We start from the raw sequence: 15,487 nt of genomic DNA on the forward strand, positions 1-15,487 counted from the left end.
ATATGTTTAAGGCACCTAAAAAGGCGAAATCTTGCTCGTTAATACAGATAGCTTGGTGAGCTTCTGTAGGCTTGACTCATGACTCGAGTGCTAAACGGTTCTTTCTTACGCCACACGTTGGTATTGAGAAATCAGAGACTTTACGTCTTCCAAATAGCCTTCTCTCAACAAGTTATCGACGGTGGCTTCTAGCTCTTCATGCGTCATGGTGAAGCAAGTTGATTTACCTGTCATTAGACTCAAATATTGGTGATACTCTTCCTCGGTGTAGCGTCCGATTCTGTCTAACAATAGTGCTTTTATTCCGTGATGAATCAAGCCGTAATATGTGTGTCGGTGAAGTAACATAGCCATCTCCTTATCAAGCTTACTGACTGCATAACAGCAAGCTCAACGCTCTGGATAATTCGGTTTGTACTTCATTTAAGCAGTTTTAATGCCAACTATTCATTCGCAATTTGATAACTGTTCGTCACGCTGATTTTATCGAAATGAAGCCATCTCACCAGTACATCACGTAATGCGTTGAGTGTGGTTGGCTTTTCCAGACGACCATCCATCAACTTAGCGATCATCTCGAGCTCTTTCTCTCCAGACTCGCCAGACAGGGCGATGATTGGTGTAGTTGGAGAGCACTGCTTGATTTTTTCGCTGGCATCAAACCCATTCATTACCGGCATTTGAACATCCATCAACACCAAATCGACCTGATGTGATTGAAACAGTTCCACCGCATTTGCGCCGTTATTGGCTTGTAAACTATTGACGCCAAGTCGATTTAGGTACATTTGAACCAAAGTACGTTGCACCTCTTTATCATCGACAATGAGCACAGTTGGTGCATCTTTGTTGATTTGAACGACAGGTTCTGGACTTGGTGTGGTTTTGACTTTCTGATTCCAGTTGTAAAAGTTTGGCGTCCGAAGCGTTTCTACTTTCGGTGCATTTGGCACAACCGGAAAATACAGATAAAACTCAGTAAATTCATTAGTTACCGATTTACACTCAATTCGACCACCAAAAGAACGCATCACACGCTGACAGTACCCCAAGCCAAGTCCGCTACCGCCGCTTTTCTGGAATGAGAAAAAGTCATCAAAGATTTTGTGTACGATGCTGTCATCAATCCCTGGCCCTGTATCGCGGAAAACAAGCGTGTTTTCATAAGGGCCGACGAGAGTTCTGATTTCAATTTGACTATCGGGATAGGAATCAAAATAGTAAATCGCATTGCGAATCAAATTGAAAATGACAAAGTTAAACAGCGTCTCGTTGATTTTGGCGACAAAGTCGTTTTGAGTCGGAAGTTTCACCCTTTCGATGATGTGTTCGTTTTCAAAACCGTATCGACTCACCGCAAGATCCACCGCTTTATGAATCGAGGTGAGCGAAAGGGGCTCATGCACAGCAGAAGTATCGCTGACTTCGCGCAAGATGATGTCGATGAGTTGGCGTCCACGCTGAATTGCTGCTTGGCCTTTTTCGATATCGCTTCTGATCTTGTCATCGGATGCATTGCTATCAATGTGCTGTTTCAGCGCTTCAAATTGAAGCTGAACTTGCGCCAATGGGTTGCGCATCTCATGGGCGATCGAGTTGGCCAACGCGCGGCTTTGACGAATCTTCCTATCAGACTCAATCGTATTTTGTACGCGGATCAACAATGTTTGTAGTGCTGAAATCTCTTCGTTCGAGAACAGTTTGTTATCGCTTTTGTGTGAAGAAATCAGCAAATGTGAAACTGACTTTTCACGGCCAAACAGTGGCATAACAAGTGCCGTATTACTCGATCTCATGCGTTCATACAGAGCTTTGATTGAACCTTTTGAAGACGGTTTTTCGTCGAGTCTTTCAGAAAGTTCGTCGAGCACCAAAACCGAATCATTGCTGTGTAAATAATCTTCGTAGAAGGTTTCGGTGTAGTTACTGGTTACGAGTTGAAGCTTGTCATTGGGTATGTTGAGTAATGTGCTCAACTGATGCACGGCATCGTCGATTGAGCGCTTAAACTCTTCTTCTAACGCTAAGATCTGCTGAACTGGTGTTTGTCGATTGCCGTAGATAAAGAACGATGCGATTCGGCTAACGCGTTTGTAGACCAAGTGCCAGGTGATGCCAATCAAGGCGCAAATCGGAATTGAGATGAGCCATTGATTGTCTTCAGACATTGGAATAAATACCGCACCTAATGGCAGGACGAAAATGGTGCACACAAAAAGCACACTGATCGTCAGATAAGCAAGGTATTTGGCGCTGTAGAATCTCGATGTAAGCAGCGCGTAACCAACAAACAGCATTTCACTGATGGATAACGCTGGTGGCAGCCACGTTAGTGAGAAATCCCCAAGGAAGTAGGTCATGCCTAGGTGTATGACAGCCGTAGACAGCATGAATACTAAGATCCCTGCGATCATGTAATTGTTCTTCGCTATAGAGAGCTTACTGCTGTTTGCGCGCATGCTAATGAGGTTGGTGAGTGTCATAACGACAAAGGTCACCAATCCCATGAAGAAATAAGAAGTGTGAGGGCCAAACTCAATCACAAATTGGCTAGGGCCATCAATCAGCACATTCTCAACGGTTAGGTTCGGGCGTAAATTGATGACCAGAGAATAAACCGTCAGCGCAACAAAGATGCCTTGTTGCCACAGTTTTACTTTGCCTTTTTTCTGCTCAGCGGCGAGCTGGCAAGAAAAGTAGAAAGCAAAAGCAAATGCGAAGAAGGAAGCTAAGTTGGCTAATTTCGCCATGAAAATGCCGCCCTCTGGCCCAAGCAGAGGTAGCAAATCGGTATGGAAGTAGGCGTTACTGCTAATCCAAATAATAATGCATGTCGAATAGGCGATATAAGGCGCGTGGTACGAACCTAAGATCACTTCGTTCTTTTGTTTAAGGCGATAGCAGTAGTACAGCAGCCACACGAGAACCACGGCCACTGTAGCAAACAGTGTGATGGCTTTCGGGTAGAGTAGGCCACTAAGACCTATATCAAGCATGTTCATTCACCTGCGTATTTTGTCTGATTACTCGAATACGGCGTTTATAATCGCGAAAGTCTGTGCGTTTAAAGGTGTCTACCATCGATTCAAAATTCCAGAAGCCCCGGTACGTATTAATACCGTCACCGTTAATGTCGCAGTATCCTGAATGAAAGTAGGCTTTAGAATCAATAGATTGATAAAAATTTAACATGAACGCTTGTTCTATAATGGTGAACCCAACCTTGTAGCCTGACTGAAACAGCACATTCATCATCTCTTTTTGTGCAAGATATAAGAAGTAGAGCTTGTGTTGAACGCTGCCGCTCACAGTAAGACGTAGCACTTCGCATACCGTCTCTGTTTTAGTTATGTGTGTTTGGAATGCCTGATCAAACACTGTTAAAGAACCATAGTCTGTAACGAGGTCACTTGCCAAGATATCAAGACGATTAAGCTCTTGATAGCCGTGCAGGGGGAGACAGAATCGCCATTTTTCACTGTTAAACTGCGGCGCATAACTTAGCCAAGTGTTACGTTGGTTCCAGTCTTGGATTAGCGCTGATGCGACCAACACCGGAGTTGTCTGAGTTTGGAGCAGAATAAAGTGCTTACCTTTCTGAGAAAGTGACAACAAGGGCAAAATCTCATACCACTTTTCTCCTTGAACGAAGAGCTCCAAATTACTCAGCGCAACTGCGTCACTCAAGGTCATTGCCACTGGGTAGCTGGGCAGTTGAACGCGCATTGAAGACTCTGAAATATCATCAATGAGCATTGCTGAGTAAGAGGCGTCTTCGAAGGAGAGTTCAGTCGCTGGCTCGCGGTTTTCAAGCGAGTATTTCTGTTTGATGGCTTCGATTTCGCAAGCGCACCAAAAGTCTAACCAATGAGGGAAGCACTCTGCTACGGTTAGTTCAAGTAAATAGACGTCGTCATGTAGGTTGTTCGGATGCAGTCGAACCAAATCTCGATAATCCATTAACTCAAACAAGACAGAAAGACTTTTGGATTGGTACTCAGGATAGCGTGCCAGCAAGTTCGTTTCTCGTTGATGAGTGATGGACTCAAAGAGAGAGGCTCTCTCTTGTGGTGTGAGGAAGCGAAGAACAATATCGATCAGTGCCTGTTGTTTTGTTTCAATAGGCAAATCTGTATTGGAAAGCGAAACCAAAGACAGCTTAAGACTCATGATACAACCTAGATCTGACGTTTTTTATAGTTAGTACGGGCGTTATATCACTTCAGAAAAATTATGCTATTAGTTTATATTTGTATGGTTACGTAATGCAAAGAATCGAAAAAAAAGCCGCTCTTTTGAGCGGCTTTTAAGTATTTGTTAGGAAACTAAGCTTCTTGCTTTTGTAACTCCGCTTCAGCGGCAGTTTCTTCTACTAAAGCATCAACAATGACCGCACATGCTGCATCACCAGTAATGTTTAGAGCCGTACGAATCATGTCGAAGATACGGTCAAGAGCGAAGAGTAGAGGCAGACCTTCAATTGGGATACCCGCCGCTAGTAGTACTGCTACCACTAGGAAAGAAGGGCCCGGAACACCAGCTTGACCAACCGCACCTAGTGTTGAAGTCACGATGATCGCGATGTAAGCGCCCATGCCTAGGTCGATGTTGAACAGCTGTGCAAAGAAGATAGCCACCAAGCCGTAGTAAATCGCATTACCAGACATGTTGATGGTCGCGCCCAGAGGCAGAACGAATGACGCAGTTGAGTTTTTCACGCCAAGTTCTTTTTCACACGTATCCATAGTGACAGGCAGTGTCGCCATTGACGACGCTGTTGATAGTGCAACTGCTTGTGGTTTTTTCATTGCAGACACGAATTTCTTCGCTGATGTCTTAGTGAAAACATGCACCATTGCAGGGTATACGATAAAGCCAAACACAAGGATTGCCGCAACGTAAACAACGAACAGTTTGAATACAACCATGAGTGCGCCAAAACCGAACGTACCTACGGCTTCTGCCATCAGACCAAAAACACCAATAGGTGCAATGATCATCACTTTATTGATCATCCAAACCATTGCATCAACAATGCAGTTCACGCCATTGATGATTGGTTCACGACGCTCTTTCGCTTGCTTAGAAATCGCAATACCAAAGAACATACAGAATACTAGGATCTGTAGGATGTTCGCTTCATTCAGTGATTGGAAAACGTTGGTTGGGATCATACCAGTAATGGTTGCCCAGAAAGTAGGTAGTTCACCTTTTGAAGCGTACTCTGCCGAGAACATGCCTTCTACGCCAGAAACGTCGATGCCCATGCCCGGTTGGAATACTTCACCCATAAACAGAGCCAATGCAACTGCTAGAGCCGAAGTTAAACCGAAGTAACCCAATGTTACCAAGCCAACTTTACCCGCAGACTGGCTGTTACCAAGACCAGCAGCACCAGAAATCAAAGCGACAGCAACCAATGGGATTACCAGCATCTTGATTAGGTTGATAAAGATAGCACCTAATGGCGCGAATACAGTCGCATCATGACCCATTAGAGCACCAACGGCAGTACCCACGATCATTGCAATGACGACTTGCACGCCAATGTTGTTTAGCAAACTCTTTTGTTTTAACACTTCCATAACCTCTGTGCTAATAAAATGTAAAATCCTAAAATTACCCACCAGCCTGTAATTGTTTTATGGATAATTATCTCGCCTTGCTTTTTACACGTATCGTTCACAATTGGCAATATGCAGCAGAAGCTTATTGATGAAATAATCGATATTTCATTGACGGGTGCTAATTTTTTGCACGATAGCAAACGATTGCCATTTGCTTGATGTATGGATTCTGTGTCTCGATGTGTTCTTGAGTGATAAATTGCGTTTGTTGAAATTAAGTTAATGTTAATGGCTTGTTCAACGGTGGAGTTGAGGAAGGGCTTTGATTTTTTGGTTTGATATTTATAACAATAATTAGCTAACACGCTCACATTTTGGTTCGTGCGGGCATCTGAATGTTAAATTTTTTACATTCTTGCGTTTTTAAATCTTGTAAATGTAATGTTAATAAAAGGCGGTGTGGCTTTTCCAAGCCTCTTAGTCGCCCATGATGCGTGACTCTCTTAAAGGAATTCACGAACAAAAATGAAAATGACAAAGTTTTAGAGGGTAAGCCATTATGATGAACCTTGCTGCTGCCTTGCAGAGAAATGCTGCAAGTAAACCGAATAAAACGGCTTTGATATGTGGTGATAAAAAATTCACATACGCAGAATTTGACGCGATTGCGGGTAAGATCGCGACTTCGATGATTAAAGCAGGCGTCAAACCGGGAGACCGAGTGGCGTTATCGTGCCCGAATTTGCCTTTCTTTCCTTTCGTTTATTTTGCGGTTCAGAAGGCGGGTGCCGTTACCGTTCCGCTGAATGTGTTGCTCAAATCTAGAGAAATCAAATACCACCTAGAAGATTCGAAAGCGAAGTTTTACTTCTGTTTTGAAGGAACGCCCGAACTGCCAATGGCGAAAGAAGGCATGAAAGCGTTTAAAGAGGTGGATGCGTGTGAAACGATGATCGTAATGACGCAAGATCACACTCAAAAAGAGTACCAAGGTTTACCGACACTGACGTCTTTTATAGAAGATATCGAACCTTTGGCGGATTACGTTGCTCGCGATGCGGATGACACTTGTGTGATTTTGTATACATCAGGCACAACGGGACTGCCCAAAGGAGCAGAGCTCACGCAGCAAAACATCGTAATGAATGCGCTTGTGGCTCAGAACATCATGGCGAGTCAGGCTGATGATGTTCATCTAGTAACGTTGCCACTGTTTCATACATTCGGTCAAACCGTGCATCTCAATGCTAGCGTGCAAAGCGGTGCAACTTTGGTTTTAGTACCTCGATTTGATCCGAAACATGTGTTGGAGCTGATCGAAAAGCATCGAGTGACGCTCTTTGCCGGTGTGCCTACGATGTACATTGGTTTGCTGCATGTTGAACATAATTGCGATATTTCGTCGCTACGAGTAGCCGTTAGTGGAGGCTCGTCGCTACCGACAGAAGTATTTAAGACCTTTGAAGCACGATTCAATGTACCAATTTTAGAAGGTTACGGCTTGTCCGAAACCAGTCCGATAGCGTGTTTTAATCACCTTGATCAGGAGCGAGTACCGGGCTCTGTCGGGCAACCGATTCAAGGTGTTGAGGTGAAAGTCGTTGATCTTGACGGTCATGCTCTCCCTGTCGGTGAGGAAGGAGAAATTATTGTGCGCGGGCACAACGTCATGAAAGGTTATCTCGATCGCCCAGAAGTGACGGAATCGGTGTTGCAAAGTGGTTGGTTCCATACCGGTGACGTCGGGCGATTTGATGAGTCGGGTAATCTGTTTATTGTCGACAGGATGAAAGACCTGATCATTCGAGGAGGCTTCAATGTGTATCCTCGTGAGATTGAAGAAGTATTCATGACGCATCCTGCGGTAGCGATGGTGGCCGTGATAGGTATTCCGCATCAAGAATATGGCGAAGAGATCAAAGCCTACGTGGTATTAAAACCGAATCAATTTGTCGAAGCCGATGAGCTGCAATTATGGGGGCGAGAGCAGTTAGCCAATTTCAAATACCCAAGGTTTGTCGAAATTCGTGAACAGTTACCGATGAGTGCTACGGGTAAGATCTTAAAGAGAGAGCTAAAATCGGAACTCGAAGTCGCATAAGTATGATGTCAAAGCCAGCGAAGCTCTCGCTGGCTTTTTGTTTGATCTACATGGCATTGGCTGGTGGTCGTTTTGGCTGAGTTCGCCGGTTAGACCAGAGACGTGTTTGCATCTACAACTATTCCAACTGTTTGAGATACGCTTCCATTTTCAGTGGATTCAGTATGGTAATACTGCCGTATTGCAGCCTAAGAACGTTCGAGTTTTCCAATTTCTTTAATACCTTGTGAACACTTTGTCGTGTTAGCCCCATCATGTTGGCGATGTGCTCACGAGTCACTTTCACTACACAAGACTGGGCACTTATAGGACGGTTATGTTGATATTCTGCCAGAAGCAATAACCGTCTGCCGATCCTCTCTTCTATACCGCGAATGGCGTCGTCTTCGATAACGGAAATAGCTGACCATAATCTGCGGCTGAGCAGATCCAGAATCACAGGGTAGCTTTGTGGATATTTGGCTAACAACTGCCGAAATTTATCGCCAGGTAGCTCTAATAGGGTTACGTCGGTATGAGCTGTTGCTCCGAAAATACGTGGCATGCCGGGTGAAAATACATTGTCGCCAAACCATCCTCCGGCTTCGAAAATCATCAAGGTGACTTCTTTTCCTTTGGAACTTATCGAGTTAACGCGTACAGATCCTTTGGCGATCACCATCAATGAAGAGTGCTGCGCGCCTTTGCTGCAAATGAGTGCTTTCTCGTCGAAGTGTCGTGCGCGAACGATTTGTACTGCTTCGTTTATTCCTTCCACTGGCAAACCGGCTAAAACAGGGCATTGCAGCAACAACGATTTGATATCTTCCATGTCAGTACCTTACACAACAGGTTTGAACAATGGCATGTTATCACTTTATGGATTCGCTTCTTTAAAAGACGGTTGGAAGTGAGAGCATTGCGAGGTTTGCAATCAAGTTGATAGAAAAAACGCCCATTAACGAGAATTAATGGGCGTTTGCTGTGTTTAGCTTGTGGTGTCGATTACTTTTGAGTTGCCGCTTTCATTGCTGAGACAAATTCCCCAAGCTTATCGAGCATGATTTGCGGTTGCTCTACGTGTGCTTCGATGATTTTTACGACTGCTGAACCCGAAATTGCACCTGCAGCACCCGCTTCAATGGCTTGTTTTACTTGTGCTGGTTCAGAAATGCCGAAACCTAGTAACGCTGGTGGTGCATCAAACTGGTTTAGCTTTTCAAGCATGTGGTCAACTGGCATGTTAGCTTTGGTTTCTGCACCCGTCACACCCGCGCGCGAAAGCAGGTAAGTGTAGCCGCCGCCTAATTCAGAAACTTGTTTTAGTGTCTCGTCACTTGCCGTTGGTGGTGCGATAAAGATTGGGTGGATTCCAAATTTCTCTGCCGCGGTTACGAACTCTGTGCTTTCGTTAGTCGGAACGTCTGCAATGAGAACGGAGTCGATGCCCGCTTTTGCACAGCGCTCGTAGAAACTTTCAATACCGCGTGAGTATACAAGGTTGGCGTACATCAATAGACCAATTGGTAGGTCTGGGTACTTTGCTCGAATTTTTCCGATTTGCTCAAAACAGATATCCGGAGTTGCACCCGAATCTAAGGCTCGAATGTTGGCTCCTTGAATTGTTGGGCCGTCCGCCAATGGGTCTGAGAACGGAATACCAAGTTCAAGCGCATCAGCGCCAGATTCAACCAGTGTTTCCATGATCTTGTACGATTGCTCGGCGTTTGGATCACAAACCGTCACGAATGGTACAAATGCGCCTTGGTTTTTCTCGTTTAGGCGTGCAAACATCTTCTCATAACGGCTCATTAGATTACTCCTTTTTCTTCTAAGATGGCGTGTACGGTGAAGATGTCTTTGTCACCACGACCAGATAGGTTAACAACCAGTAATTGCTCTTTTTCAGGATTCTCACGAGCCATGCGCAGTGCATGTGCCAGAGCATGAGAAGATTCAAGTGCAGGAATGATGCCTTCGCTGCGAGCTAGTTCTTGGAATGCTTCTAATGCTTCATCATCCGTTACGTTGTCGTATTCAGCGCGACCGATAGCGTTAAGGTGTGCGTGCTGTGGACCAACAGAAGGGAAGTCTAGACCTGCTGAAACAGAGTAAGACTCTTCAACCTGACCATTCTCATCTTGCATTAATGGTGCCTTCATACCAAAGAAGATACCTGTTTTACCATGCTTAAGTGGCGCACCGTGTTGATCTGTATCGATACCTTTACCTGCTGGCTCCACGCCAATCAGGCGAACGCTTTCTTCTTCGATAAAATCTGCAAACATACCAATCGCGTTTGAGCCGCCACCCACACAGGCGATAACAGCATCAGGTAGGCGACCTTCACGTGCCAGAATTTGGTTTTTAGTTTCTTCACCAATCATGCGTTGGAACTCACGCACAATAGTCGGGAATGGGTGAGGGCCTGCAGCTGTACCGAGAAGGTAGTGTGCGTCTTCGTAGCTGCCTGACCAATCACGCAGTGCTTCATTACAAGCATCTTTAAGTGTTGCAGAGCCTGAATGGACAGGAATTACTTCTGCACCCATCAGTTTCATGCGGAACACGTTCGGGCTTTGACGTTCAACGTCTTTTGCACCCATGTAAACTCGACACTTAAGGCCAAGTAGTGCACACGCAAGTGCAGTTGCTACACCGTGTTGACCTGCGCCTGTTTCTGCGATGATTTCGTGTTTACCCATGCGCTTCGCAAGTAGCGCCTGACCAAGTACTTGGTTGGTTTTGTGTGCGCCGCCGTGAAGCAGATCTTCACGTTTTAGGTACAATTTTGTTTTTGTGCCTTTGGTTAGGTTACGAGTCAGAGTCAGTGCCGTTGGGCGACCAGCGTACTCTTGAAGGAGCGTCATGAACTCGCTGCGGAATTCTGGATCTTCTTGCGCGTCAATAAACGCTTGCTCTAGTTGCTCAAGTGCTGGAACTAGAATTTGCGGAACGTATTGACCGCCATATTCGCCAAAGTAGGCATTCAGTTTTGCCATTTTGATAATCCTTCTCGTATTTTTATAACTGCGAATAACTTTAGTAGTTGCGAATAGCGTGAAATGCGGCTTGCAACTTCTGTGAATCTTTTTTCCCCGGTGCGCTTTCTACTCCAGAGTTTAAATCTAATCCCAAGCAGCCTAATTTTGCTGCTTGCTGTGCATTTTCAGGCGACAGTCCACCTGCCAGCATGATTTGACTTGGATCGCCGATCAAAGACCAGTCGAACACGTGGCCTGTGCCGCCAGTTTGAGTACCAACTTGAGCATCCAGTAGGTGACGGTCAATGTTGTCTGCGAGCAAGGATGGCTTTGTATCCGCCACGCCGTAGGCTTTCCAAATCTCGACGCCAACGGGTAGTTCTTTTTTGAGCTGGTTGACGTACTCTTGATCTTCTAGCCCATGTAACTGCGCGGCTTTTAAACCCAACGACGTTACGATTGAGGCGACATAATCAACGTCGTGATTTTGGAACACGCCAACATAATTAAGTGGCGCGCCGCTCATGGTTAGGCGAGCACTTTCAAAATCGACCGCTCGTTTTGATTTCTCAACGAAAATCAGACCACCAAATACTGCGCCTGCTTGATACGCTTTTGCCGCATCATCTGGGTGAGTCAGACCGCAAACCTTATTTTCACCTAGCGTTACTTTACGAACCGCAAGTTCTAAGTTGTCTTCCGCCATCAGCGAGCTGCCAATCAAAAAGCCGTCTGCATATTCTGCTAAGTCACGAACTTGTTGATGAGTGTAAATGCCAGACTCTGAAATAACCGTTGCGTTTGGTGCAAGCTTACGAATGGTTGGCGCAAGCGCTTTAGTTCGGTTTAAATCCGTTGTTAAGTCGCGCAAGTTGCGGTTGTTTATACCGATAACTTTAGCGCCAAGCTGAACTGCGCGGTGAAGCTCTTCTTCGTTGCTGACTTCCGTTAAAATGCCCATGTTTAGGCTGTGCGCAGCTTCTTCTAACGCTTTGTACTCTTCGTCATTCAGTACCGAAAGCATGAGCAATACCGCATCCGCGCCATAATGACGAGCAAGGTAAACTTGGTAGGTATCGACCATGAAGTCCTTACACAACACTGGCTGTTTCACTTGTCGGCGAACTTGAGGCAGAAAATCGAAGCTACCCTGGAAGTATTTTTCATCGGTCAGAACCGAGATCGCGTCTGCGTAGTTGTTGTAAACCGACGCGATGTAGTCCAAATCGAAGTCGTTGCGAATAAGGCCTTTTGATGGCGATGCCTTTTTGCATTCTGTAATGAATACGGTTTTATCGCCACTCAATGCATCATAAAAACTGCGATCCGACGGCAATAGATCTGACTGAAAAGTGCTCAGATGCTGTGATGCTTTTCGCTCTGCTACCCATTGGTATTTATCGCGAACAATTTTGGCAAGCACTTCCGCCATTTCTGCTTCTTTTTTTGAGACGTGCTCTGATAAGTTGTTTGCTTGCTGGGTGTTGAAGTCAGTCATCTTCATCTGTTCCTTAAGCGTGTGCGGCAAGTTGCTGTACCAATTGGTAAGCTTTGCCTGAGTTCATAGCCTCGATCGCTTGCTGCGTGTTGGCTTTTAAATCTTCGTGGCCGAATAAACGCATTAGAAGTGCGACGTTAACCGCGACTGCACCTAATTGTGCGTCTGTACCTTTACCCGTCAGAATGTTGGTGATTATTGCTTTGTTTTCTTCCGGGTCGCCGCCTTTAATGGCTTCTAACGGGTGAGACTCTAGACCAAAATCTTCTGGCGTTAGGGTGTATTCAGTGATCTTGCCATCTTTGATTTCGGCAACCGTTGTTGTACCGTGAATGGCCACTTCATCCAATCCGCTACCATGTACGACAGCGGCGCGCTTCATACCCATTTGTAGCATGGTTTCTGCGATAGGACGAACCAGTTCTTCACTGTAGACGCCCATTAGTTCGATGTTTGGACGTGCAGGGTTAATCAACGGGCCAAGAATGTTGAAAATGGTGCGCGTTTTCATGGTTTGGCGCACAGGCATCGCGTGGCGAACGCCTCCGTGATATTGAGGCGCGAACAAGAAGGCAACGCCAATGTCGTCAACCGCTTTGCGGGTGTCTTCAGCACTCATTGCTAGGTTGATGCCAAACGAGTCCAGTAAGTCAGAAGAGCCGGATTTACTTGATACGCTGCGGTTGCCGTGTTTCGCGACTTTTAAGCCACATGCTGCTGCAACAAAGGCGGCCGTCGTCGAGATATTGATAGTATTGTGACCATCGCCCCCTGTCCCTACGATGTCTGCAAAGTTGTAATCAGGACGAGGGAACGGGTTCGCATTCGCCAGTAGGGCTTTTGCTGCACCGGCAATTTCATCAGGCGTTTCGCCTTTGATCTTTAATGCTGTTAATGCCGATGCCATTAAAATTGGATCAAGCTCGCCGCGAATAATAATGTCGAATAGCTGTTGGCTTTCTTCTTGAGTCAGTGATTGCTGTTCGTACAGTTTGTTGATGATTGCTTCCATAGTTTCTCTCCCCATTTCCTTATGCGTTATTTTTCTCAAGCGCCCATTCAATCGCGTTGCCCAACAAGGTTGCGCCGTAAGTCGTCATTATTGACTCTGGGTGGAACTGAAATCCGCAAACTTTATCTTGTTCGTGCACAACAGACATGACCAAATTGTCGACTTCGGCAGTGATGGTCAGGCTGTCTGGTACCTTTGTCGCCACTAAAGAATGGTAACGCGCAATTGCAAGTGGCGATGGCAGATTTTGATAAATTGCGTGGTCTTGGTGCTCCATCATCGACACTTTGCCGTGGATGATTTCACCAGCGCCAGCGACAGTACCGCCGTACGCTTCAACAATCGCTTGGTGACCAAGACAAATACCAATCATTGGCACTTTGCCTTTCATTCGTTGAATCAGCTCTGGCATCGAACCAGCTTCTGATGGCGCACCTGGCCCCGGTGATAGCAGAACGACGGGGTTTTCGAGCTCGTTTATTGCTTGTTCGATGGTTTCTGCCGGAATGTGGTTACGATAAATTTTGACTGAGTGACCTAATGAGCGGAATTGGTCCACAAGGTTATAGGTGAACGAGTCAAAGTTATCGATGAATACGATGTTCGCCATGTCTGCTACTCCTTGTTCGCAGGTTGAGAATGCGCTGCTTGAATAGCAGAGATAACCGCTTGAGCTTTTCCGCGTGTTTCATCGGCTTCCGCTTGAGGGTCAGAATCGAATACCACGCCTGCACCTGCTTGTACTTGAGCAATGCCGTTTTCCACGTAAGCCGAGCGAATCACGATACAAGTGTCGAGCGTGCCTTCTCCTGTCAGGTAGCCTACCGCTCCGCCATAGCTGCCACGACGAGCACCTTCGACATCGCGAATCAGTTGCATTGCACGAATTTTTGGCGCTCCAGTTAACGTGCCCATGTTCATACAAGCTTGGTAAGCGTGCAAAGCATCAAGGTCATCGCGCAACTGGCCAACCACGCGAGACACCAAGTGCATAACATGGCTATAGCGGTCGACTTTAAGGAGATCGGCAACATGACGAGTACCAGCTTGCGAGATGCGCGCTACATCATTACGAGCTAGGTCTACCAACATCATATGTTCAGCGTTCTCTTTTTTGTCGCTACGCAGTTCAAGTTCAATACGGCTATCTAAATCAAAATCGATTTCGCCATTTGGACGTTTACCGCGACGGCGAGTCCCTGCAATTGGGTAGATTTCTATTTGGTTGGTGTCGGTTTCATACTTCAACGCACTTTCTGGAGACGCACCAAACAAAGTGAACAGCTCGTCTTGCATGTAGAACATGTAAGGGCTTGGGTTGCTTTGCTTTAGCTCTTTGTAAGCAGCTAGCGGAGAAGGGCAAGGCAATGTGAATCGACGAGAAGGAACCACTTGGAAAATATCGCCTTTTACCACGAATTCTTTTAGATCACGGACGATTTGACAGAAATCTTGATCCGAAACGCTTGGTTGAGCTGTGATATTGGCCACTTGCGTTGCGTCTGGAAGACGCTTTGGCGATGTGCATTGAGCTCGGATATCTTCGATTCGACTTTCTAGCGCTGCTTTTTGCGAGCCGTCAACGAACAATGTTGCTTGCAGTTGGCAGGATTCTGTTTGGTGATCTACAACCAGCAATGTTTCCGCAACATAGAAGACGTAATCCGGACACTGGTTTGTTGCTACCGCGTCTCCTAATGGTTCGAAGTTCGCCACCAAGTCATACGCAAATAGGCCACCAAGGAAAATGGCATGTTTGTCTTGCGAAGAAAGATCAAAACTGTGCTGTACCAAACGAAGCGCATCAAAAGAAGAGGCTTCTCGTAGACGAGAATCTTCATCAATCGTATCGCATGGTTGGATGAATTCTAAAGTCAGTGTTTCGCCGTCAAATTGGCTTGCGACTTCGCCACGTACGTTTTGATTCACATGCGTCAGTAGGTTTTTGCCGTTCTCCGTTAGAGCATGAAAGCTGACGGTATGTCCATAACAAACGATGCGAACCGCAGAATCGACGATTAACAGCGATTTGAGATTCTGTTTAGAATCAATTTCAGCCGATTCTAAAAGCAAGCTATCCGTTTTGTTCTCACAAATAGTATGGAACAGACGGGTTGGGTCTTGAGTGTAAGGAACAGAAGCTTTTAATACTTCCAGTTGTCCAAGTTTCTTAATTTCAATGGCCTTGTTCACAAGACCTCCTTGTAGCTGTTTTAATCGTCCTGCAGTACATAGTCGCATAAAGCAAACGTTCTCCCAATCAAGAGTTGGTCAGATCCGATTAATGTTTAGGCAGTTGAATGTGAGTTGGGCGACAAAATAAAAAGCCCGCTTGAGTAGCGGGCT

At 45.8% G+C, this 15,487-nt stretch carries 12 protein-coding genes and 1 other annotated feature (1 of these 13 cut by a window edge); of the genes, 1 reads left to right on the forward strand and 11 read right to left on the reverse strand.

Annotated features, from left to right (window positions below):
- Window positions 1-105: 105 nt before the first annotated feature.
- From NL646_RS12645 to NL646_RS12660, 4 genes are all read right to left on the reverse strand, one after another.
- Entirely contained in the window at window positions 106-348 is a 243-nt protein-coding gene (locus NL646_RS12645) for a hypothetical protein (protein ID WP_005481662.1), read from the reverse strand.
- Window positions 349-443: 95 nt separating this feature from the next.
- Window positions 444-2,996, reverse strand: coding sequence for a hybrid sensor histidine kinase/response regulator (locus NL646_RS12650; protein WP_253664299.1), 2,553 nt, complete (start codon window positions 2,994-2,996; stop codon window positions 444-446).
- Entirely contained in the window at window positions 2,989-4,170 is a 1,182-nt protein-coding gene (gene opaM / locus NL646_RS12655) for an acyl-homoserine-lactone synthase OpaM (RefSeq protein ID WP_253664300.1), read from the reverse strand. Before opaM ends, NL646_RS12650 begins: the two co-directional genes overlap by 8 nt.
- A gap of 155 nt (window positions 4,171-4,325) precedes the next feature.
- The gene (locus tag NL646_RS12660) at window positions 4,326-5,585 is read right to left on the reverse strand and encodes a dicarboxylate/amino acid:cation symporter (protein WP_005481619.1); all 1,260 of its coding nucleotides are present in this window, start codon (window positions 5,583-5,585) and stop codon (window positions 4,326-4,328) included.
- Between the two features lie 541 nt (window positions 5,586-6,126).
- Here NL646_RS12660 and NL646_RS12665 point away from each other — a divergent pair.
- Entirely contained in the window at window positions 6,127-7,668 is a 1,542-nt protein-coding gene (locus tag NL646_RS12665; RefSeq protein ID WP_025793136.1) for a long-chain fatty acid--CoA ligase, read from the forward strand.
- Window positions 7,669-7,786: 118 nt separating this feature from the next.
- On the opposite strand, the gene NL646_RS12670 is transcribed toward NL646_RS12665, so the two are convergent.
- The 7 genes from NL646_RS12670 to NL646_RS12700 all read right to left on the reverse strand — a co-directional run bounded on the left by NL646_RS12670 (window position 7,787) and on the right by NL646_RS12700 (window position 15,334).
- Window positions 7,787-8,479: a Crp/Fnr family transcriptional regulator gene (locus NL646_RS12670; protein ID WP_005465100.1), complete on the reverse strand. Its 693-nt coding sequence runs from the start codon at window positions 8,477-8,479 to the stop codon at window positions 7,787-7,789.
- 173 nt (window positions 8,480-8,652) lie between these two features.
- Window positions 8,653-9,459 carry a tryptophan synthase subunit alpha gene (gene trpA, locus NL646_RS12675; RefSeq protein WP_021484954.1) on the reverse strand — a complete coding sequence of 269 codons (807 nt, stop codon included), beginning with the start codon at window positions 9,457-9,459 and terminating at the stop codon, window positions 8,653-8,655.
- Window positions 9,459-10,649, reverse strand: coding sequence for a tryptophan synthase subunit beta (trpB, locus tag NL646_RS12680; protein WP_005465096.1), 1,191 nt, complete (start codon window positions 10,647-10,649; stop codon window positions 9,459-9,461). The genes trpA and trpB overlap by 1 nt, the downstream gene beginning before the upstream one ends.
- 40 nt (window positions 10,650-10,689) lie before the next feature.
- Window positions 10,690-12,129 carry a bifunctional indole-3-glycerol-phosphate synthase TrpC/phosphoribosylanthranilate isomerase TrpF gene (gene trpCF / locus NL646_RS12685; protein ID WP_253664301.1) on the reverse strand — a complete coding sequence of 480 codons (1,440 nt, stop codon included), beginning with the start codon at window positions 12,127-12,129 and terminating at the stop codon, window positions 10,690-10,692.
- Between the two features lie 13 nt (window positions 12,130-12,142).
- Window positions 12,143-13,141, reverse strand: a complete 999-nt coding sequence (gene trpD, locus NL646_RS12690) for an anthranilate phosphoribosyltransferase (RefSeq protein WP_253664302.1) — start codon at window positions 13,139-13,141, stop codon at window positions 12,143-12,145.
- Window positions 13,142-13,160: 19 nt separating this feature from the next.
- Complete coding sequence (locus NL646_RS12695; RefSeq protein ID WP_005465090.1) at window positions 13,161-13,751, reverse strand: aminodeoxychorismate/anthranilate synthase component II; 591 nt, start codon at window positions 13,749-13,751, stop codon at window positions 13,161-13,163.
- Window positions 13,752-13,756: 5 nt separating this feature from the next.
- Window positions 13,757-15,334 (reverse strand): anthranilate synthase component 1, encoded by a 1,578-nt coding sequence (locus tag NL646_RS12700; protein WP_025578818.1) that lies wholly within the window; start codon window positions 15,332-15,334, stop codon window positions 13,757-13,759.
- A gap of 125 nt (window positions 15,335-15,459) precedes the next feature.
- Window positions 15,460-15,487, reverse strand: a sequence feature (Trp leader region); it runs 76 nt beyond the window's last position.

Source organism: Vibrio sp. Y20_XG_PY13, assembly GCF_024181925.1.
Classification (GTDB): Bacteria; Pseudomonadota; Gammaproteobacteria; order Enterobacterales; family Vibrionaceae; genus Vibrio; species Vibrio parahaemolyticus.